Annotated in this window: 18 protein-coding genes; 10 read left to right on the top strand and 8 right to left on the bottom strand. The window is 43.9% G+C overall.

Annotated features, from left to right (window positions below; translation table 11 throughout):
• Nucleotides 1-196: 196 nt before the first annotated feature.
• The 4 genes from IPJ02_14885 to IPJ02_14870 all read left to right on the top strand — a co-directional run bounded on the left by IPJ02_14885 (nt 197) and on the right by IPJ02_14870 (nt 4,414).
• Entirely contained in the window at nt 197-931 is a 735-nt protein-coding gene (locus IPJ02_14885) for a hypothetical protein (GenBank protein ID MBK7376777.1), read from the top strand.
• A gap of 127 nt (nt 932-1,058) precedes the next feature.
• Entirely contained in the window at nt 1,059-1,388 is a 330-nt protein-coding gene (locus IPJ02_14880; GenBank protein MBK7376776.1) for a nucleotide pyrophosphohydrolase, read from the top strand.
• Nucleotides 1,389-1,390: 2 nt separating this feature from the next.
• Nucleotides 1,391-3,286: a DUF2075 domain-containing protein gene (locus IPJ02_14875; protein ID MBK7376775.1), complete on the top strand. Its 1,896-nt coding sequence runs from the start codon at nt 1,391-1,393 to the stop codon at nt 3,284-3,286.
• 585 nt (nt 3,287-3,871) lie between these two features.
• Nucleotides 3,872-4,414 carry an ORF6N domain-containing protein gene (locus tag IPJ02_14870; GenBank protein MBK7376774.1) on the top strand — a complete coding sequence of 181 codons (543 nt, stop codon included), beginning with the start codon at nt 3,872-3,874 and terminating at the stop codon, nt 4,412-4,414.
• A 285-nt stretch (nt 4,415-4,699) separates the two neighbouring features.
• On the opposite strand, the gene IPJ02_14865 is transcribed toward IPJ02_14870, so the two are convergent.
• Nucleotides 4,700-5,158, bottom strand: a complete 459-nt coding sequence (locus IPJ02_14865; GenBank protein MBK7376773.1) for a hypothetical protein — start codon at nt 5,156-5,158, stop codon at nt 4,700-4,702.
• A gap of 155 nt (nt 5,159-5,313) precedes the next feature.
• On the opposite strand from IPJ02_14865, the gene IPJ02_14860 reads away from it, so the two are divergent.
• Nucleotides 5,314-5,502, top strand: a complete 189-nt coding sequence (locus tag IPJ02_14860; protein ID MBK7376772.1) for a CsbD family protein — start codon at nt 5,314-5,316, stop codon at nt 5,500-5,502.
• 41 nt (nt 5,503-5,543) lie between these two features.
• Here IPJ02_14860 and IPJ02_14855 read toward each other — a convergent pair whose 3' ends face one another.
• Entirely contained in the window at nt 5,544-5,795 is a 252-nt protein-coding gene (locus tag IPJ02_14855) for a hypothetical protein (GenBank protein ID MBK7376771.1), read from the bottom strand.
• Nucleotides 5,796-5,920: 125 nt separating this feature from the next.
• On the opposite strand from IPJ02_14855, the gene IPJ02_14850 reads away from it, so the two are divergent.
• Entirely contained in the window at nt 5,921-6,523 is a 603-nt protein-coding gene (locus tag IPJ02_14850) for a hypothetical protein (GenBank protein ID MBK7376770.1), read from the top strand.
• 123 nt (nt 6,524-6,646) lie between these two features.
• Here IPJ02_14850 and IPJ02_14845 read toward each other — a convergent pair whose 3' ends face one another.
• The gene (locus IPJ02_14845) at nt 6,647-7,813 is read right to left on the bottom strand and encodes an aminotransferase class V-fold PLP-dependent enzyme (GenBank protein MBK7376769.1); all 1,167 of its coding nucleotides are present in this window, start codon (nt 7,811-7,813) and stop codon (nt 6,647-6,649) included.
• Between the two features lie 71 nt (nt 7,814-7,884).
• Here IPJ02_14845 and IPJ02_14840 point away from each other — a divergent pair, with 71 nt between their 5' ends.
• Nucleotides 7,885-8,292 carry a DUF2177 family protein gene (locus IPJ02_14840; protein MBK7376768.1) on the top strand — a complete coding sequence of 136 codons (408 nt, stop codon included), beginning with the start codon at nt 7,885-7,887 and terminating at the stop codon, nt 8,290-8,292.
• On the top strand, nt 8,293-9,060 hold the full coding sequence (locus IPJ02_14835; GenBank protein ID MBK7376767.1) for a DUF1295 domain-containing protein: 768 nt from the start codon (nt 8,293-8,295) through the stop codon (nt 9,058-9,060). It abuts the gene before it with no gap.
• 186 nt (nt 9,061-9,246) lie between these two features.
• Here IPJ02_14835 and IPJ02_14830 read toward each other — a convergent pair whose 3' ends face one another.
• A complete protein-coding gene (locus IPJ02_14830) occupies nt 9,247-10,911 on the bottom strand; it encodes a formate--tetrahydrofolate ligase (GenBank protein MBK7376766.1) in 1,665 nt (554 codons plus the stop codon).
• Between the two features lie 400 nt (nt 10,912-11,311).
• Between IPJ02_14830 and IPJ02_14825 the strand changes: the two genes are divergently transcribed.
• Entirely contained in the window at nt 11,312-11,875 is a 564-nt protein-coding gene (locus IPJ02_14825) for a 1-acyl-sn-glycerol-3-phosphate acyltransferase (GenBank protein MBK7376765.1), read from the top strand.
• A 409-nt stretch (nt 11,876-12,284) separates the two neighbouring features.
• On the opposite strand, the gene IPJ02_14820 is transcribed toward IPJ02_14825, so the two are convergent.
• From IPJ02_14820 to IPJ02_14805, 4 genes are all read right to left on the bottom strand, one after another.
• Nucleotides 12,285-12,743, bottom strand: coding sequence for a hypothetical protein (locus tag IPJ02_14820; protein MBK7376764.1), 459 nt, complete (start codon nt 12,741-12,743; stop codon nt 12,285-12,287).
• Between the two features lie 506 nt (nt 12,744-13,249).
• Nucleotides 13,250-14,017 carry a zinc-dependent peptidase gene (locus tag IPJ02_14815; GenBank protein MBK7376763.1) on the bottom strand — a complete coding sequence of 256 codons (768 nt, stop codon included), beginning with the start codon at nt 14,015-14,017 and terminating at the stop codon, nt 13,250-13,252.
• Between the two features lie 162 nt (nt 14,018-14,179).
• On the bottom strand, nt 14,180-16,618 hold the full coding sequence (locus tag IPJ02_14810; protein MBK7376762.1) for a TonB-dependent receptor: 2,439 nt from the start codon (nt 16,616-16,618) through the stop codon (nt 14,180-14,182).
• A gap of 127 nt (nt 16,619-16,745) precedes the next feature.
• Nucleotides 16,746-17,213 (bottom strand): RecX family transcriptional regulator, encoded by a 468-nt coding sequence (locus IPJ02_14805; protein MBK7376761.1) that lies wholly within the window; start codon nt 17,211-17,213, stop codon nt 16,746-16,748.
• Between the two features lie 159 nt (nt 17,214-17,372).
• Here IPJ02_14805 and IPJ02_14800 point away from each other — a divergent pair, with 159 nt between their 5' ends.
• The gene (locus tag IPJ02_14800; protein MBK7376760.1) at nt 17,373-19,832 is read left to right on the top strand and encodes a glycoside hydrolase family 95 protein; all 2,460 of its coding nucleotides are present in this window, start codon (nt 17,373-17,375) and stop codon (nt 19,830-19,832) included.
• Nucleotides 19,833-19,860: the final 28 nt, after the last annotated feature.

The following is a 19,860-nucleotide window of genomic DNA, read 5'->3' as shown; positions in this document are numbered from 1 at the left end:
GCTATATAAACAATAAGAAGCTTTGGTTCATTTTTAACCACAGATTCATCAGATTTAACCACAGATTGATCGGATTGGTTCACAGATTTACACAGAGTTTCTGTGTAAATCTGTGAACAATATCTGTGGTTATCTGTGGTTAGATCTTCCTCCCCAGAATAATTTGTAACTTTCTGCCCATCAAAAACGCAGTCTCATGAGCACCCGTCCCGGCATAAAGATCTTAACGGCCATTTTCCTCTGCTTTGCATCCACCGCCCATGCACAGGATATGGTGCAGCAGATGTATGCAAAACACGCAGCCGGTTTTCGTAAGAACCTGTCCTTTGTACAGGAAACCGGTTTTTACCGGAATGATTCATTGATACGGACCGCCACCTGGTACGAAGTGCTGGTATATCCCGATAAGCTGCGGATCGATATTGATGATCCCGCCGCAGGCAATAGCTTCTTTTTTGTGAACGACTCGGTGTACCGGTTTCAAAAGAATGAATTAAAAAGCAGGAGCTACCAGCCACACGACCTGTTGTTTGTATTGGGAGGGATGTATTCCTTTCCGCTGGTTGGGGTTTATAAAAGACTGAAGGAGATCGGTTATAACCCTGATAAGACCTTTGAAACAACCTGGAAGGGAAAAAATGTGGTGGTAATAGGTACCGACAGGCCGGAAACCGAAAGCAACCAGTTTTGGGTGGATAAGGAAAAGCTGGTTACGCTGCGGATACTGAACAATAAAGACGGACAAAAAACAGAGATCGTTTGTGATGATTATACCAGGCTGGGAAATGACTGGTGTGAGACAAGCGTTGATTTTTATATGAATGGCAAACTGCGGCAAACGGAAAAATACCGTGACCTGAAAGAGAATTTTACCGTGGATATGGAATACCTGGATCCCTGGAAAATGGGGAAGGTGAAATTCTGGGATTAGTGTATCTCTTAGCCTCAATGCCCTGGTTTGTGGCTCACGAACCGAACGGTTATGATTCGTGACACGAAGGCAAAGGAATACAATTCTTGTATTATCAGGCAGCATTTACTTATAACAGCAACCATTTATGACAGAGATAGAAGAAATAACTGACGCCCTTATTAAATTCCGAAATGAAAGAGATTGGGAACAGTTTCATAACTCAAAGGATCTGGCTGTTGCTATTTCTGTTGAAGCAAACGAATTGCTTGAATTATTCCTTTGGAAACAACCGGAAGAAGCAAATAAAGAGAAAATAAAAGAAGAGTTGGCAGATATTTTTGCTTTTGCCTTTTTATTGGCTCAAAAGCATGGGTTTGATATAAAAGAAATTGTTTTACAAAAAATAAAAGCCAATGCGGAGAAATATCCGGTAGATAAAGCGAAGGGGTCTGCAAAAAAATACAATGAGTTATAATTATGTTGATATATCAAGATACCACTGCTCAATTTGTCCAAGATATTAGAGAGAATAGGCTTACTGATATAATGGTTGAGAGTTTTTTTCTACGTTTTGGTAAACGAGTTGGGGAACCCGAAATGGATTCGTGGCAGAATTCTTTGTCAAGAGTTCGTGACATAATCGAAATCGCCGGTCTTACTGATAATATGATTGCTCTTGAATATGAGGTGCCGTATAATCAAGGGTTAAGAATTGATTGTCTGCTATTTGGTAAAGACGCTGCACAAAATGATAATATTGTTCTAATTGAATTGAAACAATGGAAAAGTGTTATTGCTTTGGAGGATGAAGGTAATTTTGAAGAAAAATTTCAAGTAGAAACAGTTACAGGGAAAAGAAATAGAATTGTCGCCCACCCATCTCAACAAGTCAAGGGATACACAAATTATATAAAGAGTTTTGTTTCTGAATTTGACACAAAATCTCCGCTGGCTTTGTTTAGCTGTGCGTATTGTCACAATTATACAAAAATCGAAAACTCAGGATTATTTGATCCAATCTATAAAAAAATATACGAAGAGTTTCCTGTTTATACCAAAGGTGATGTAAAAGAATTAGCAAATAAAATTAAAGATCTCCTTTCAAAGGGGAGTGGTTTTGAAATATTTAATCGGTTTATGCGAAGTCCACTTAGGCCATCCAAAAAACTTTTAGATAATGTTCATAAAATTATTTCGAATGAAGTTGTATTTTCACTATTAAATGAACAGCTTGTTGCAAAAAATTTGATCTGGTCAAAAGTGCGTAAAGCAGAAAAGAACAAACAAAAATCTGTAATAGTTGTTCATGGTGGCCCAGGTACCGGCAAGTCAGTTATTGCATTAAATATTCTTGCCGAAGCGGCTCAAAGAAAAAAGAAAGTCTTTTATGGTTGCAAATCCAAGCCTTTTATCGAAGGTCTTAAAAATCTTATAGGTAAAGAGGGTGAAATTCTTTTTTCAAACTTGTATCGCTTTTTACCATCACGAGTTAAAGAAAATGAGCTTGACATTGTATTAATTGATGAAGCACATAGGATAGAAAAAACAAGCAATTTTCAATATACAAAAATTGAAGACAGAACTGATATGCCACAAATTACACAATTAGTTCGTTGTGCTAAAACTTCAGTATTTTTTATTGATGATAGGCAAAGTGTGCGGTCTCAAGAAATTGGCAATTCAGAGATAATCAAAGAGGCTGCAGGTAAATATGGCTGCAAAGTTTATGAAACATCTCTTGAAACACAATATCGTTGCATGGGTTCTAATGATTATTTGTTATGGTTAGAATCGGTACTCGGATATTCAGATGAAAAAAGGGTTTTAGGGAAAACCGAGGTTTTTGATTTTCAAATATTAGATTCGCCAAAAAAGGTTTACGATTTAATAATTAAAAAAGAAGCTGAACACCCCAATTCTGCAAGAATGGTTGCTGGATTTTGCTGGCCCTGGAGTAAATCCTTAGATAAAAATGGCGAGTTTATTAAAGACATTGTAATCGGGGATTTTCAAATGCCGTGGGAAACACATGGTGATATTAAGCCCCCTAAAGGCTATGTAAAATGGTACGAATGGGCATATAGGCCAGAAGGTATAAAACAAGTTGGTTGTATTTATACCGCACAGGGTTTCGAGTTTGATTACATTGGAGTAATTGTTGGTAATGATTTAATTTATGATTCAAAAACAAATAAATTGATTGGGGATAAAACTGCCACCAAGGACCCAACTTTAAAACGAAGCAAAGAAAAATTCGAGGAGCACGTTAAAAATATTTACCGAGTTTTAATGACGAGAGGGATGAAGGGATGTTATGTTTATTTTACTGACAAAAAAACTGAAAATTATTTTAAAGAAAATTTAAGGTGCTAAATTATAAGATAAGTTACCAACTCTTTACAAAACAATCAACCTCATTCCCAAGGCGCAATTTGAAGGAGCTATCGGTGAGTTTAACTTTTAGGCGCAGATATACTACAAAGAAATTGCAGCGTAGTATGTCTGTATCTTGCCAAAATTATTGCTATCATATTTCCTGTTCCTATCTTTACATCGCAAACCGGGGTTCGGGTTAATGCCGCCTTTAACAAGCGGGTCATTAATTACACCCGGTTTTTTTATTATCAACCACCACCAGTTCATGCACCAGGGTGAGCGATGGGCTTAATGGGAATTGTTCCGGTCCGTGGAGACAGGAACCGGGGCCGGGGAGGCATGTTAAAATACTCAATACACAATATTCAATGATCAATGTTCAACTACGTTCTGGTTTGTGATTCCTGGTCTATAGTATATCCTTCTTGTCCTTTGCGTGCATTTCCTTTGCGGGCTTTGCGGTTAGGTTTTATCTCCAATACTCCGGTTTGTGAGACAAACCAGGGTGAAAAACACCTGATCAGCATGGGTTATTTTTCTTAAATTTTGTTGTTTGGCCTGCTATTTTCAACCCAAAAAAGCGTGCAGGTAATACAAAGCATTCAGAACAGGATATATGAGATCAGGGGACAAAAGGTAATGCTTGACTTTGACCTTGCTGCACTTTATGGAGTAGAAACAAGAGTGATGAACCAGGCCGTAAAAAGAAATGCAAGCCGCTTCCCGAAAGACTTTATGTTTAGAATTACGGCAAACGAGTGGAAGAACTTTCCATCATCACAAAATGTGATGATGGAAAACTTACCCAGGAACCGTACAGCGAAGTACCTTCCTTATGCATTTACCGAACATGGGGTTACCATGTTAGCCAATGTGTTGAAAAGCAGAAAAGCCATAAAAATGAGTATTGCGGTGGTGCGTGCATTCATTTCGTTAAAGCAAATGGCAATGCAGCACAAAGGTCTGGCTGAAAAGCTGGAAGAACTTCGTAGCGAACTTCATGAACGGATAGGTGAACACGATGCACAACTGGCAGCTATTTACAAGGCAATAGAAAGCCTGCTTGATGATAAGGCCGCCCAAAGAAAATGGGAAGACCGGGAAAAGATCGGGTTCAGCACCTAACAACCAGTATCAACCTCCCTTGTTAGTGCACCAAGGCGATGGGTTTAATGGGATTGTTCCGGTCCGTGAAGACAGGAACCGGGGCGTATAAGTGAATTGGCGGAGCCGCTGGAAAGATTAAAGCAGTCAAACCAATTGTTCCGGTCCGTGAAGACAGGAACCGGGGCGAGGCACCTGGCATCCCGTATCCGGCATCCTGTATCCGGTATCTTGTATCTCGTATCCCGCATCCTGTATCCCGAACCTTGTGCCCCTCTCCGTGTCTTCGTGGTAAAAAATAAATATTTACTGATTAAGCAATGCAAGTACCGGCTCCAGGTCGTACCGGGATTCATCAAAAGGCAGCAGTGTTTTATCCTGCAACGCCGTTCCCAGTTTTCGTATGTCAAATTTGTCTTTGAATAAACTGTAGGTATTCCGGATCATGGTCTGCAGTTCGTTCCGGTCGATGAGGTCGGGCAAGTCGATCACATAGGTGTTGGCGGCCACGTATTCCAGCAGCGTTCTTTTTTCAAAAACAAATTCGCAGGTAAAGCGGCAGGCAATGCCTTTTTTGCTGGCGGCCCTTAGTTTCATCACATCCAGCGTAATATAACTGGTCAGCTTGTCTGGGGTATCTTCAAGGGTATTCAGCGGCGGGTTATACTCCCATTTGCTTACCAGCAGTTCTGTTTGTTCGATCATTTTTATATGCTTTTTCAATACCCTTGCCGGGGCCTGTTGAAAATAAAGATACTTATTCAAACTAAAAGGAATTTCTTCATCTACCAATTATCACCCGAAAACAGAACGGTTGTCATAGTTTCCGGCTTCCCGGCGTTGTACCTTACAAGATTACTCACTTAAAAATATATTTTATGAACCAGGATATCAAAGCACCGGAAGGTACCAAAGAAACCCTGCTTAAAAAAGCCGGGGACGTTTTTGAAAACGTAAAGGAAAAAGTGGAAGAGAAAACGGAAGGATTGCTGGAAAAAGCAAAAGAAAGTGAATTGGCAGGAAAGGCCAAAGAGAAACTGGAAGACCTGAAAGAAGGCGCCAAAGGCCTTTTCAATAAAGTAACGGATAAATTCCAGGGCAAAATATAAGCGCCGCACAGATCTGACCTGTTCAGGCGCCCGTACTGCCGTTACTGATCCTTTTTCGTTCCCACGATGAGGGCATAGATAACATATAGCCACCCGAAAAAGCCATGCACAATGGCCCAAAGGACAGACTTGTTCCTGCTCCAGGAGATGACCACGGCAATGATGGTTCCCAGCCCTACGCCGGGATAGACATAGACCGGGCGCATATAATCATGTTCACCCGAACTATAGCTTACACAGGATGCAAGTAATAATATACAAAGGCTGGTAATGGTGGCGGTTCGTTGCAGCATGATCCTTATTTTACCGGAAGGTACAAATACCCGGAATTTTTTGCAAGCTTTCCCGGCTTATTCACCGGGAAATACGGTTATTGTAAAGACTGCCGTAATTTTACATCAACCACCCAGGTACCCATATGGTAAAGATCATCTTTCTTCTGTTCATCATTCTCCTTCCGGGTATAAGTCACAGCCAGCGCAAATGGAAGCTGGAAAAGAACGAGAATGGTATCAAAGTGTATTCGTCGGATGTGCCCAACGCCGATTACAAAGCCGTAAAGGTGGAAGCCGTTCTTACCGGCACCTATTCAAAACTGATCGCCATTCTTTCGGATGTGCCGCAGTTCAGTAAATGGATCTACCATTCAAAGGCCAACAGCCTGGTACAGGTAAGTTCACCGCATGATTATATTTATCATACCGAAACGCTCCTTCCCTGGCCCATGTCGAACCGGGATGTGGTGATCCATATGCAGATCAATACCGACAGCCTTCCGAAATTCATGACCATCACCGGCACCAGCATGCCGAAGCGTATCGCTAAAAAATCAGGACTGGTGAGGGTTACAAAGTACAATGCCTGGTGGAAGGTGAGCATGCCCACCCCCAGGACCCTGAGCATTTATTATGAAGTGGAACTGGATCCTGCGGGCAGCATTCCGGCATGGATGGCAAACTCCTTTGTGAGCAAGGGGCCTTTTGAAACCTTCAGTAACCTGGCGAAGAAGTTGAAGGAGTAGAGAACGAAATGCAGGATACGAGATCCCGGATCCAGGATACAAGATCCGGGATGCAGCTTGAAAACTTAAATAACTTTTACATAACCGGAATCTATCCTGAACCTGGTATCTTGTATCCTGTATTTATTTCCCGATCAGATCCGTCTTTCTCTTTATCTCCTTTATCGCATCAAACAATGTATCCAGGTCCTGCTGGCTGTTGAAGGCATTGATGGAATAGCGCAGGTACACTTTATCGCCGTGGCGCATTACCGGTATCTCGATCTTATACTGATCAAAAAAATGCCGGTGCAGTTTTTCGGGTTCACTTGTTCTTATTTCGGCGCTGCAGAGCTGCAGCATAAAATCATCATGGAGTGGCGCAAGGGCTGTGGTATCCAGCAGTTCACAAAAAGCAGGGGCGTTGTCTCTTACCAATTTCCTGCATGCTGCGGCCACTTCTGTCCAGTTATGCTCTTTCATGAACCCGATGGCCGTGGGTATGGTTAAAAAAGCCGAGTAGTCCCGGGTGCCGTTCATCTGGTGATAATCGAGGAAGCTGGATGAGGATGGGAACAGGGCATTATAACCCCAACTTACCACCAGCGGATCAACCAGGTGCTGGTATTCTTTTTTTACATACAGGAATGTACTTCCCTTGGGCGTCATCATCCATTTATGGCAGGCGCCGGTATACATATCAAAAGGAGTATTCTGCAGGTCCAGGGGTATCTGCCCCGGTGCATGGGCGCCATCCACAAAGGTCATAATGCCTTTTTCTTTTGCCAGCGCACATATTTCCTCCGCCGGCAGGCGCAGGCCGGTGCTGCTGGTGATATGACTGAGAAAAACCAGTTTCGTTTTAGGACTGAGCCCTTTAAAAAATTCTGCTACAAACTGTTCTTTCGATTGAACCGGTAATGTGATGTGTTGCTTTACATACCTGGCACCGGCTTTTTTGCAATAATATTCCCAGGTCTTGTCGCAGGCGCCGTATTCAAGATCAGTAGTTAGTATTTCATCGCCGGGCTGCAGGTTAAAACTTTTGGCTACTGCATTCACTGCATAGGATGGATTGGTTACATACACCAGGTCATCTTTATGGCAATGCACATAATCCGCCAATGCTTCCCTTGCTGTTTCAAGATACTTCAGGCCGTTCACGGTAATGAATTGTACGGGTTCCTGTTCCAGTTCCAGCTGAAACTGCTGGTATTTTTCAAATACCGGTTTTAAGCAGGCTCCAAAGGAGCCAAAATTAAGATAGGTAATATCTTCTCTTAGCAAAAAGTATTGTTTTAAATTTTTCATACCCAAATATATTTCATTTTTTTACCGGGCCCGTAAAACATTTAATAGTGTAATTGGTTTAACTTTATACCATGTCGTTTTCTAAACTCATTATCAGTTACCTGCTCACCACTATAGTATTTTTTGCTGTAGATATGACCTGGCTGGGTTTTATTGCAAAAGATCTATACAAAAAATACCTGGGTAGTTTTTTAAGTGATAAAGTAAACTGGCCCGCTGCCATTATTTTTTACCTCCTGTTCATTATCGGCATTTTTTATTTTGCCATTTTGCCAGCTGTTGAAAAAAATTCGTTGGCAAAAGCAATTATTGCAGGGGCGCTGTTTGGTTTTTTTACCTACGCCACGTACGATCTTACCAACTTAGCCACTTTAAAAGACTGGCCGTTACCCATTGTTTTTATTGATATCATCTGGGGTTCGGTGCTTACTGGCATTGTAAGCACAGCCGGTTATTATATTGTAAAATGGGTGGCATAAATGTTTACCGTTTTCATACATTGCTTCCTCATCATTTTCATTTATGCTACCTGTTGGTTTATAGCTGCCGTAATAAAAAAAAGAAATGATATTGCTGATATTGCCTGGGGCATGGGGTATATTATACTGTGTATTTATCTTTTATTAAGTTATCCGGCCCCTTCGGTTAATTTACTTTTATATGCCCTGGTTACTGCATGGGGTTTACGATTAAGCATACACATATATACCCGCAATAAAAACAAAACAGAAGACTTTCGATACAAGGCCTGGCGGGATGAATGGGGAAAGTCATTTTATTGGCGCAGTTACTTACAGATTTTTTTATTGCAGGGATTATTTCTCCTTATCGTTCTTTCCCCGGTAATACACGCTGCTGTTGAAACGCCTTATACCTGGAATGGATTTACCTGGATTGGCTTTTTTTGCTGGCTGACTGGTTTTTATTTTCAGGCTGTGGCCGATTGGCAACTGGCTGTTTTTATTAAAAACAGAAAAATGCCCGGCTCAATCATGCAAACCGGTTTGTGGAAATACAGCAGGCATCCGAATTACTTTGGGGAGATCCTGATGTGGTGGGGCATTTTTTTCATTACCATTCCATACCCAGATGCTTTCTGGTTTATCATAGGCCCGCTTTCGATTACCGGGTTGCTGGTCTTTATTTCAGGTATTCCTATGCTGGAAAGGAAATACAAAGGCAATCCTGCTTTTGAGGATTATAAAAAAAGAACGAGTGTATTGATACCAATGCCTCCAAAGAAATAAAAAACGGGTGCCTCACCGTACCCGTTGGAAGGTTACCATGCCTATATAGTAAACCACAAGCATTTATTATGAACCGGAACGGATTCCGGGGGCAATATCCCCGGCTGGATGTCGAAATCGTTTTTAAGCAAAGTGCCTTTTAAACCGTTTGACAACCTGACTAAGAAATTAAAGGAGTGATCTCCCTTAACTCACGCCTGTGATCCTTCCATCCACCACGTCAATAAAATTCGCCTGTGGTACTTTGGGCAGACCGGGCATACGGACCATTTCTCCGCATACGGCTACAATGAACCCGGCTCCCTTGCTGATCACCAGGTCGTCCACATCGATCTTAAAATCACCATCCAGTCCGCTGATGGCGGGGTTGTGTGTAAAACTGTATTGTGTTTTTGCCATACACACGGGCAGGTGTTCCAGTCCCAGCGCTTTTATCTTCTTTAATGTTTCCTGCGCTTTTTTATACAGCACCACATCCTTTCCTCCATAAATGGTGGTTACTATCTTACGGATCTTTGTTTCAATATCATCTTCTGTATCATAGGTATGCTGAAGCGGTACCGGGGGCGTTTCACAGATATCCACCACCGCCTGCGCCATTTCCAATGCACCTTCGCCACCCAGGCGGAAGGATTCATTGACGGCAAACGCTACTTCTTTTTCCGCACACCAGCTACGCAGGTAAGCGATCTCTTCGTCGGTATCAAAATGGTAACGGTTGAGTGATACCAGTACCCGTTGTTTGAATGATTTTAAAATAGCAATATGCTTTTCCAGGTTGCGTAATCCTTTGGTGAGTGTTTCCCTGTCGGGCAGCATCATTGTTTTTTCGTTGGCGCCGCCGCTCAGTTTCAATGCCTGCGATGTGGCTACCAATACACTCATGGCCGGCTGCAATCCCGCCTTGCGGCATTTGATGTTAAAGAATTTCTCGGCACCCAGGTCTGTGGCAAAGCCGGCTTCGGTAACAACATAATCGCCAAACTGCAAGGCTGTTTTGGTTGCCATCAATGAATTGCAGCCATGTGCGATATTGGCAAATGGCCCGCCGTGTATCATGGCCGGTGTACCTTCCAGTGTTTGCACCAGGTTGGGCTGTATGGCATCTTTCAGCAGCGCTGTGATGGCGCCGGTAACGCCCAGGTCTTTGGTGGTGAAGCCATTTCCGGCAAAGGTGAAGCCCAGCAGCATCTCATCAATTTTCTGGCGCAGTTCCGCCAGTCCTTCCGAAAGACAAAGCACCGCCATGATCTCACTCGCCGGGGTGATCACAAACCCGGTTTCGGAAGGGATGCCGTTATTGGGCGTGTCCAATGCTGTCACGATCTTACGCAGCACCCGGTCATTCACATCCAGGCAGCGTTTGAACAGAACGGTCTTGATGCCTTCGGGTTTGCCGCGGTTATAAAAACGATAGTTATCGAGCAGGGCGGCCAGGGTATTGTTGGCGGCCGTGATGGCATGAAAGTCGCCGTTGAAATGCAGGTTGATCTCTTCCATGGGTATCACCTGTGAGTAGCCGCCGCCGGCAGCGCCGCCCTTCATACCAAAGCAGGGGCCGAGCGATGGTTCCCGCAATGCCAGCACCACATTTTTCTTCAGCTTCTTTAAGCCGTCTGCCAGCCCGATGGAAGTGGTTGTTTTACCGATACCGGCCTTGGTGGGTGTGATGGCCGTTACGAGTATGAGTTTTGATGAAGCGATCTTTTTTTCATCAAATTCTTTGATATTTATTTTGGCTTTGTGATACCCGAACGGGATCAGCATATCTGCGGGCAGGCCCATATCGGTGGCAATGGATGTGATTGGCCGGAGCGGTGTTTCCTGGGCGATCTCGTAATCTGATTTCATATTTTATGAATAAGTGAAAAATAGGTTTAGGGAAAATAACGTCATACAAATTGCGCTGTTCAGGGAACAGGTCTGCTGATCATTTTCAGCCGCTGAAATGATTGATGTCAGCCGCAGTTTTAAAGCAACCGTTCCTGCAATGTTTAAATTTAAAGAAGAAAGACGGAATTTCAATTTTTTAAACCCTTTAAGGCTGGCAGGTAGTGTCCTGTTTTGAATGATTGTCATCCTGAGCCTGCCTGCCGGTAGGCAGGGTACGAAGGATCTCCTAATCAGGATCGTTTGCTTAACCTGAGATGCTTCGTTCCTCAGCATGACAGGTCACAAAATATTCAAAACAAAACACTACCTGCCAGCGGCGGCGCAGCAAACCTTATAGGTTTTTTATTTACCTTACCTTATGGTTCGCCTGATCCTGAAACTATACTGGAAATTATCCGGCTGGAAGATCACCGGCAGTTTTCCCCATCATCTTAAAAAAATGGTGATAGCGGTGGCGCCGCATACCAGCAAGGAAGACGTGATGGTTGGCTTTGCCGCCCGCAGGGAACTCAATATACCTCATGCAAAATTCTTAGGGAAGCAGGAACTGTTTAAAGGTCCGCTGGGCTGGGTGCTGCGAAAACTGGGCGGTACACCGGTTGACCGGTTCAGCAAGCATGGTGTGGTTGACCAGGCTGCTGCACTTTTTGCTGGCAATGAAGATTTTTTGCTGGCCCTGGCGCCCGAAGGCACCCGTAAGCGGGTGAATGGTTTACGCAGCGGCTTTTATCATATCGCCAAAAAAGCACAGGTGCCCATATTACCGGTGGCACTGGATTTTAAGAACAAACAGGTTGTGGTTGGTGAAGCCTTTTTTACCGGCAATGACGAAGAAGCCGATTTTAAAAAGATCGTGGCTTTTTTTGCTGAGTATGAGGGCAAGCACCCGGAGAAGGACCTCAGGCATTTGAAAAACCTATAAGATTTGTGGCATGAGTTGCAGCGCTGCAAATTTTTATTGGTTACATTTTTGGGGGAGCCCTTCGTTGTTCTTGGGTTTAAACAGCAAACAGCTATTTAAACCTAAGGACCGGGAACTGCTGTTGAAGCTACAGTAGCATTGGGGTTAATCAGTCCGCCAAATGGCGGACACAACCGGGATGTAATCGATTAGGTCCCGCTAGCTATCGGGATTTTTTGGTTCTTTTCTTACTTTTTCTTTTGCCTTGATACAAAAGAAACAAAAAATCTAGGCAGGAACGATTACAGCCCGTTCCTGCCATACAACTCTACTCTGCTTTTGTGCTACTGTAGCTTCAGCATAAGTTCTCTACTCTTAAAATAAGAGCAGTAATCTTAAATCGCAGTTTTCTCTGTACCTGGACCAAAATTTACTTCCTGCTCACCGCATCATTGTTCCCGACCGAAATGGATGCCAGCATCCGTCCATTGGGTAATTCGCTGGAAGAATAATAGATCTTAAAAACATCGGTGCCTGCTTTCTTCAGGGTGATGATGTCCTGTGTACTGCACTGCATTTCGGCAACACGGGATTCACTGTCCTTGTAGCGCCATTGTTTTAATACCCGGTCCTGCCCGTCTTTAATGGTAACCACCCTGTTCTTGCCTACGTTCCCGCAGTGGTGATAACGGATGGTGAGTTTGTCATTGGCTGATACCTGGCCGAGCTGCAGGTTCTTCACCGTGTTCAGGTCTTTGCCGAATTGCTGCAGCAGCACTTTCCCGTTCAGGAGTATTTCAAATCCCTCGCCGCCAAACCTGGGCGAAAAAGAAAGAAGCGCTGCTGCTATAGCAACCAGCATCATGGCTTTACTGATCATTGTTTTCATGGCTTTATTTTTTTAGTGATGAAATAATAAGGTCGTATCCTGTTTACAGTACAAAGAAAGAGGGCCGGGGGCCGGGGGAAAAATCCGTTTGACGAAAGGAGGGAGATGCTTGATGAATGACAGGGTTTTCTACTTTTCTTTTTTGTCTTGATACATCCTTAGGCTCCGCTCTGGAGAAACAATTCCGATAGCTATCGGGATAAGGCAGGAAAGATTATACAATAATACTTTGAATATAAAGTGAGCTGTTTGACCCTACGAATAGAACCTGCCTGCCGTCAGACAGGTTACCGAAGTACAAGCCACAGTAGTACCAAGGCTTAATCAGTCCGCCAGCTGGCGGAGGAAATCGGGATGTAATCGATTTCCGGGCTCCTCCTGAGCGTAGTCGAAGGATTTGTTACTTCTGAGCGAAGCCGAAGAATTTGGAGAAGCAAAAAAGAAAAAGAAATATGATCAGAAAGTGCTTTCCTCAATAAATTTTTATTGTTTCACTCTTATACTTATTAGAGTGGCTGGCTGAATATCCTCAGCAACAACGCATACAGGTCCGGGTGTTTTTGTTTCAGAAAGTCGGGACGTTCAAAAAAATATTCAGACACCACGGCAAAGAATTCGGCTTCATTGGTGGTCCCATAGGGGTTGATATCGGAGCGCTCATCCCGTATGAACTCCATCTCTTTTTGCATCAGCTGCAGCCAGGGTATGATGTATTTTTTGCCGAGCAGGGCCCCGGGCACGCCGTCAATGTCGCCATCGGTTTTATCAACCAGGTGTACAAACTCATGGATGGCTGTATTGTTCTTGCCGGTCTTATTGGTAAAAGCCTGCCGCAGTTCAAACTGCGATAAGATCATCACATGGTTGAGGGCGCCGCTGCCAACCATGCCCAGGATATTTCGGCCGGCACCCTGCTGTTCAAATTTATGATCAAAAGAATCGGGGTAGAGCAACACTTCGTGCAGGTTCCTGTATTGCCAGCCGGGGAAATTAAAAATGGGGATGATGGCGCTGGCGGCTATCAGCACCCGGTCCATGTCTTCCACCCGGGTCTTAACGCCGGTGATCTTTACCTGGGCCAGGAATTGTTTGGTACGTTCCTCAAAACTGCCCTTTTTATTTTCGGGCAACTGCTGGTAAAAGGGTACCTGTTCCTCCAGTATTTCCTTTATTTGAAACGGCAGCGGTTCTTTTACCAGCACCTTGCTTTTTTGTAACCACCATACCGTATAGATAATGGCCCCAATGAAAATGATGAGGACAACGATCTGCATAGGGTATAAAATTAGGCATCATCCTGGAAAGCTGAATTGAAATAAAATATTGTTTTTCCCTTTTCTTTTTGTCTTGACAGATCCTTCGGCTGCGTTCAGAAGAATTTGGAGAAGCAAAAAAAAATAGTGACGCCAATAAAATTATTTGTTTTGTTATAAAACCTAACCATTCCCTACCCGCTCCATCTCATCACCCGCACTTCCACTTGAACGCTTAACCGTTTTGTAGGCCTTGCCAAACCGGTATGTAAAGGAAAGATTGAACACCCGGCTGTCCCTGCGGAGGATGAAGTATTCGGTGGCCTTGGTAAACTGGGTGAGTCCCTCCATGGCATTGGTATAAAAAATGTCCCGGGCGCTGAATTTCAGCGTGCCTTTCTTTTTCAGCACAGGTCTTGCCACACCGAGCGATAGCTGCCCGGTAGGATATAAGACCTCCTGCAGGTCATTCCTTGCCCGGCTGGTATAGAACCCGGATATCTCTGCCGTGTATTTTTTTAAGACCGTGAACTGGTTACTGATGTTGATGTTGAGCTGATTGATATCGGATCTGAAATTGGCATTGCCGTTATATCCCTTCAGCTCTTTGTGATTGAACACCGCCTGGGCAGTAAGCGACCACCATTTGAACGGCGATACGATCAGCGTGGCGGATAAGCCGATATTGTGCGTACGCCCTACATTCCCTTCTGAATAATACAAGATCCCTTTTGCGGTATCGGTTAAGAACAACTGCGAAAAATAATTTTTAATGATGCTGTAAGAGACGCTAGTTGTGACTATGCTTTTGTATTGATGACCCAGTTCTATATTCCAGCTGTACTGCGGCAGGAAGAAAGGGTTGCCGGTCTGGTAGGTATATTTATTAATGATGAACGTAAACGGGTTCAGTTTCTGAAAAGCAGGCCGATCGATCCGGCGGCCAATGGTAACCGTAAAGCTGTTGGAAGAATCGGCCTGGTAGCTGATGTAACCGCTGGGGAACAAACCGCTGTAATTGCGGGAGAAAGCTGAATCCTTCTGCAGCACATTGCCAAGCTGGTTGGCATCGTAGCCCGTGTATTCATACCGAAGCCCCGCCTGCAGGGAGAATTTTCTGTACTTCGTTTCCAGGCTGCTGTACAGGGCATGGATATTTTCCTTGTATAAAAAATGATTGCTCTTGTTATAATCCTCATTCCAGGCGGTTCCGTGAAAATTCTGGTACGAAGCGGTATTGTCGGTGCTGATATGCGATGATTTCCATCCCGACTGTAAGGTACTGTTCTTCCCAAACCGCTGTGTATAATCGACCTTCCCGCTTACAATATGGATGGCAGAAGGAATATTTCCCTGCGATGCTTCATTGTAACCACCGGATGACTGCAACCGGTTATTGAAATACTGTTCGCTGCGGATGGCATAATTCAGCCAGTCTATGTCCACTGCCAGTTCCTGCTTTGCTGAAATGGTATGCCGCAGGTTTGCATTTACCAGCCCGCTTTTAAAATGGTTGTCGCTGCTGCTGCCGGTACTGATGGCTGAATCCACCACTCCTGCCGGGCTTAACCAGGTAGCGCTGGCCCGGCTCTTTCCTTTGCGCTGAATGGTGGTTCCTCCCAGTACAATACCGACGGTTGTTTTGGGAGTAACAGAATAATCCGCTCCCAGTTTTATGGTGTTATTAAAAACCGTTCCGGAAAAATACGTGGGCTGGTCAAGGATAGAAGTGACCGCACCATTGTCATCATAATACTTCCTGTACGCATAAATATCGGTGAGGTATTTATTCAGGTTCATGCTGTAGGTAAGAAATGTATTGATCTTGCCGGAGCGGTAATTAAAAACCAGGCTGTTGTTGTTCTTGGGGTAAACGCCCTGGCCTGCTGCAACGGTCAATGAACCATTAAATCCCTTCACCTTGTTCTTCTTTGTTTTGATGTTGATGATGCCGGCATTGCCGCTGGCGTCATATTTTGCAGGCGGGTTGGTCATCAGCTCTATCTGCTCCACCTGTGCCGAACTCATGCTGCTGAGTAAATTATTCAGCTCTGCTCCACCCAGGTACGTGGGTTTATCATCTACCAGGACCAAAACGCCCGTCTTGCCCTGCAGTGCGATGCCCCCGTTCCTGTCCACGGTAACGCCCGGTGATTTTTCCAGCACTTCCAGCACGGTTGAGCCCACGTTGGTAACGGCTGCTTCTACATTCAGTATCACCTTGCCCTGTTTGTTCTGTACAAAGGGTTTACGGGATGATACGCTTACTTCCTGCAACGTGGTGCCGGAGGGTAGCAATGTTACCGTTGCCGTATTTATGGTGGAAGGAAAAGAATAATTCGCCGTGGTTTTCGGATGGTAGCCCTTGCTGGTAATGGAAAAAGTATAGTTCCCGGCCGGGATCTTTTCAAACCGGGCCTGGCCTTTTGCATCTGTGATGGCAGCTTTCACTAATTTATTATCCTTTATCAACTCCAATGTGGCAGCTTCTACCGGCTGCGATCTTTCATTCAATACGGTTAGCACGAACACGGGTTCTTCTTTTGTGCCTTGCTGGCCGTTGGCAACGGTGCACAAGAAGAATGATATCGTTATGATGAGGAGCTGTTTGATAGGCTTCATAAGCAGCTAAGATACTAAGAGGCAATAAGTTGGGGGGACTTCTTTATGTTAAGCGGTTATAAACCAAAGGTAGTGGTCGGGGGACCGGGAGGGCATGTTCGATTTTTACATGGACCAGTGTATGGAACTAGATCCCGGCGATCAGTGAATTTACCAATGCCGGCTCGTATCCTTTCTGCATCAGGTGATCCTGCAGTTTTCTTTTTTTGATAAAAATGTTCTTTTCGCTTTTTAGTGTTCTTAATTTCTGGTCGAAGAGTTTTTGCATGGTTCCTGAATAATCCGTTTCCGGAATGCCGGCCAGCGCTTTTTTTATACAGTATTCGCTTACCTGCTTTTGCCGGAGGGTATATTTTATCTTTACCCGGCCCCATTGCTTCATCCGGAATTTTCCACCGGCAAACTGGATGGCAAAGCGTTCCTCGTTCAGATAGTTTTCTTCTATCAGTTTCGAAAGCAGTTCTTCCACTTCCTTCCTATACAAACCAAAACTGTAGAGTTTCTCCTTCACCTCGCTGTGGCAGCGTTCCTGGTAGGCACAGTATTGTTTTGCTTTCTGAAAGGCCTCTTCTTTTGAAAAAAATTGTTTATTCATCGGGATACAAAAATAGACAGGGGCAGCATAAAAAACTAATCCCGGCAAAATTCCGGAAAATAAGAAAATGGATGCCGTGCGAAGTATAAAATATATTTTCATACAGAGAATGTTTTATTTATTATCTTGTTTTTCTGCACTCACTTCAATGAATATTCAATGATGAATTATTACAAGCTCCCGTTTTTCGTAATTTTTTTTCTTTCAGCATCCGCTCTTCAGGCGCAGAAAACCGGGATCCCCCTGAAGATCAATACACAATCCTTTAACCCGGCTACTTTATTATGGCATGCTGCTCCTGCAAAAAAATGGGACGAAGCCCTGCCGGTTGGTAATGGCCGCCTGGGCGCCATGGTATTTGGAAAGAACGGGGAAGAACGCATTCAGTTAAATGAAGAAACCTATTGGTCAGGTGGCCCGTATTCAACCGTTGTTAAAGGCGGTTATAAAGTTTTACCCGAAATACAAAAACTGGTTTTTGAAGAAAAGTATTTAGCGGCGCACAATTTATTCGGCAGAAATACAATGGGCTACCCGGTTGAACAAATGAAATACCAATGCCTGGCCAACCTGCATTTGTTTTTTAAGAACCAGGACAGTATAACCAATTACAAAAGATGGCTTGACCTGGAAACCGGAATTACGGGTGTTAGTTTTATTTCCAATGGGATCACTTATCAGCGGGAAGTACTTGCTTCTGCTCCAGACCAGGTAATTGTTGTTCGTATTACGGCTGATAAGCCAGGCAGTATTTCTTTTACCGCTAATCTCCGGGGAGAAAGAAACCAAACGCATTCCAATTATGCAACTGATTATTTTAAAATGGATCCTTATGGCAGCGATGGACTGGTGCTTACAGGAAAGTCGGCCGACTATATGGGAGTAGAAGGGAAACTGAAATACGAGGCAAGAATAAAAGCAGTAACGGAAGGGGGCACAATTAAAACGGACGATGTGAATCTCATTATTGAAAATGCAAATTCTGTAACGATCTATTTTGCAGCGGCTACCAATTTTGTGAATTATAAAGATGTGAGTGCTGATCAGCATCAACGGGTAGATAATTATTTTAACGGAATTGAAAATAAATCTTACGATACCATTTTGGAATCGGCTGTAGCAGATCATAAAAAATATTTCAATCGTGTTTCACTGCAATTATCCAGTACTCAAAATTCTTTTTTGCCTACACCCGAAAGGGTGAAAAAGATTCAAACAGAACCCGATCCTTCTATGGCAGCATTGAGTTATCAGTTTGGCAGATACCTTATGATCGCTTCTTCCAGGGCGGGAACAGAACCAGCCAATCTACAGGGCATCTGGAACGACAATATGAATCCATCCTGGGATTCGAAATATACCACCAACATTAATACCCAAATGAATTACTGGCCGGTAGAAAGCGGTAACCTTCCGGAATGTGCAGAACCCCTGGTAAGAATGATAAAAGAATTAACCGACCAGGGCACACAGGTTGCCCGTGAACATTATGGTGCAAGGGGGTGGGTATTTCATCAGAATACAGATATATGGCGGGTTGCAGCGCCGATGGACGGTCCCACCTGGGGAACATTTACCGTAGGAGGCGCCTGGCTTTGCACACATATATGGGAGCATTATCAATACACCAGGGATAAATATTTTTTAAAAGAAACCTTTCCGTTGATGGAAGGTGCGGTTCAATTCTTTATGGATTTTTTGGTACCACACCCCAATGGAAAATGGCTGGTCACCAATCCCTCCACATCCCCCGAAAACTTTCCGGATGGCGGTGGCAACAAACCTTATTTTGATGAAGTAACCGCCGGATTCCGGGAAGGCACAACCATATGTGCCGGCTCTTCCATTGATATGCAGATCCTTTATGATTTATTCGGTTATTATATGGAAGCCGCAAAAATATTGGGAAAGGATGACATCTTTATTCAACAGGTTAAAGCTGCCAGGGAAAAATTAGTGCCCCCGCAAATTGGTAAAGATGGCTCTTTACAGGAATGGGCAGATGACTGGAAATCGCTGGAAAAAAATCACCGCCATTATTCACACATGTACGGATTATACCCGGGTAAAGTGTTGTACGAAAAAAGAACTCCGGCATTGATTGAATCATATAAAAAAGTATTGAACGAAAGAGGAGATGCCTCTACCGGTTGGTCACGTGCCTGGAAAATGGCTCTATGGGCAAGGCTGAATGATGGCAACCGGGCCAATAAAATTTACAAAGGGTATTTGAAAGAACAATGCACTGCTTCCTTTTTTGCGCTTTGCGGCAGGGCATTACAGGTTGATGGTTCTTTTGGTGTTACCGCCGCTGTTACCGAAATGCTGATGCAGTCGCACGACGGGTTTATAAAATTATTACCGGCTTTACCCGACGAATGGGGTGAAGGTGAATTCAAAGGGTTGGTTGCAAGAGGCGCCTTTGAGCTGGATTTTGTCTGGAAAAATAAAATGGTTACACAACTTAAAATAGTATCAAAGGCGGGGGAGGTTTGCAGGATTGAATGTAAACCAGGCAGTAAGATCAGCAGCAATGGCAGGAATGTTCGCTTTAAAAAACTACCGGATAATCGGATTGAATTTAAAACAATTAAGGGAGCAGTTTACCTGGTTGAATAACTATACGTACTATTTTAAAATAAAATCC

Source organism: Chitinophagaceae bacterium, assembly GCA_016710165.1.
Taxonomy (GTDB): domain Bacteria; phylum Bacteroidota; class Bacteroidia; order Chitinophagales; family Chitinophagaceae; genus Ferruginibacter.
Note: the sequence above shows the minus strand (reverse complement) of the source record. Positions and strands in the feature narration are given on the sequence as shown.

Excerpts from the sequence above, each read along its gene's own strand:
- IPJ02_14885 (MBK7376777.1), top strand. The coding sequence starts at position 197 with ATGAGCACCCGTCCCGGCATAAAGATCTTAACGGCCATTTTCCTCTGC.
- IPJ02_14880 (MBK7376776.1), top strand. The coding sequence starts at position 1,059 with ATGACAGAGATAGAAGAAATAACTGACGCCCTTATTAAATTCCGAAAT.
- IPJ02_14875 (MBK7376775.1), top strand. The coding sequence starts at position 1,391 with ATGTTGATATATCAAGATACCACTGCTCAATTTGTCCAAGATATTAGA.
- IPJ02_14855 (MBK7376771.1), bottom strand. The coding sequence starts at position 5,795 with ATGCTGCAACGAACCGCCACCATTACCAGCCTTTGTATATTATTACTT.
- IPJ02_14850 (MBK7376770.1), top strand. The coding sequence starts at position 5,921 with ATGGTAAAGATCATCTTTCTTCTGTTCATCATTCTCCTTCCGGGTATA.
- IPJ02_14845 (MBK7376769.1), bottom strand. The coding sequence starts at position 7,813 with ATGAAAAATTTAAAACAATACTTTTTGCTAAGAGAAGATATTACCTAT.
- IPJ02_14840 (MBK7376768.1), top strand. The coding sequence starts at position 7,885 with ATGTCGTTTTCTAAACTCATTATCAGTTACCTGCTCACCACTATAGTA.
- IPJ02_14835 (MBK7376767.1), top strand. The coding sequence starts at position 8,293 with ATGTTTACCGTTTTCATACATTGCTTCCTCATCATTTTCATTTATGCT.
- IPJ02_14830 (MBK7376766.1), bottom strand. The coding sequence starts at position 10,911 with ATGAAATCAGATTACGAGATCGCCCAGGAAACACCGCTCCGGCCAATC.
- IPJ02_14825 (MBK7376765.1), top strand. The coding sequence starts at position 11,312 with ATGGTTCGCCTGATCCTGAAACTATACTGGAAATTATCCGGCTGGAAG.
- IPJ02_14820 (MBK7376764.1), bottom strand. The coding sequence starts at position 12,743 with ATGAAAACAATGATCAGTAAAGCCATGATGCTGGTTGCTATAGCAGCA.
- IPJ02_14815 (MBK7376763.1), bottom strand. The coding sequence starts at position 14,017 with ATGCAGATCGTTGTCCTCATCATTTTCATTGGGGCCATTATCTATACG.
- IPJ02_14810 (MBK7376762.1), bottom strand. The coding sequence starts at position 16,618 with ATGAAGCCTATCAAACAGCTCCTCATCATAACGATATCATTCTTCTTG.
- IPJ02_14805 (MBK7376761.1), bottom strand. The coding sequence starts at position 17,213 with ATGAATAAACAATTTTTTTCAAAAGAAGAGGCCTTTCAGAAAGCAAAA.
- IPJ02_14800 (MBK7376760.1), top strand. The coding sequence starts at position 17,373 with ATGATGAATTATTACAAGCTCCCGTTTTTCGTAATTTTTTTTCTTTCA.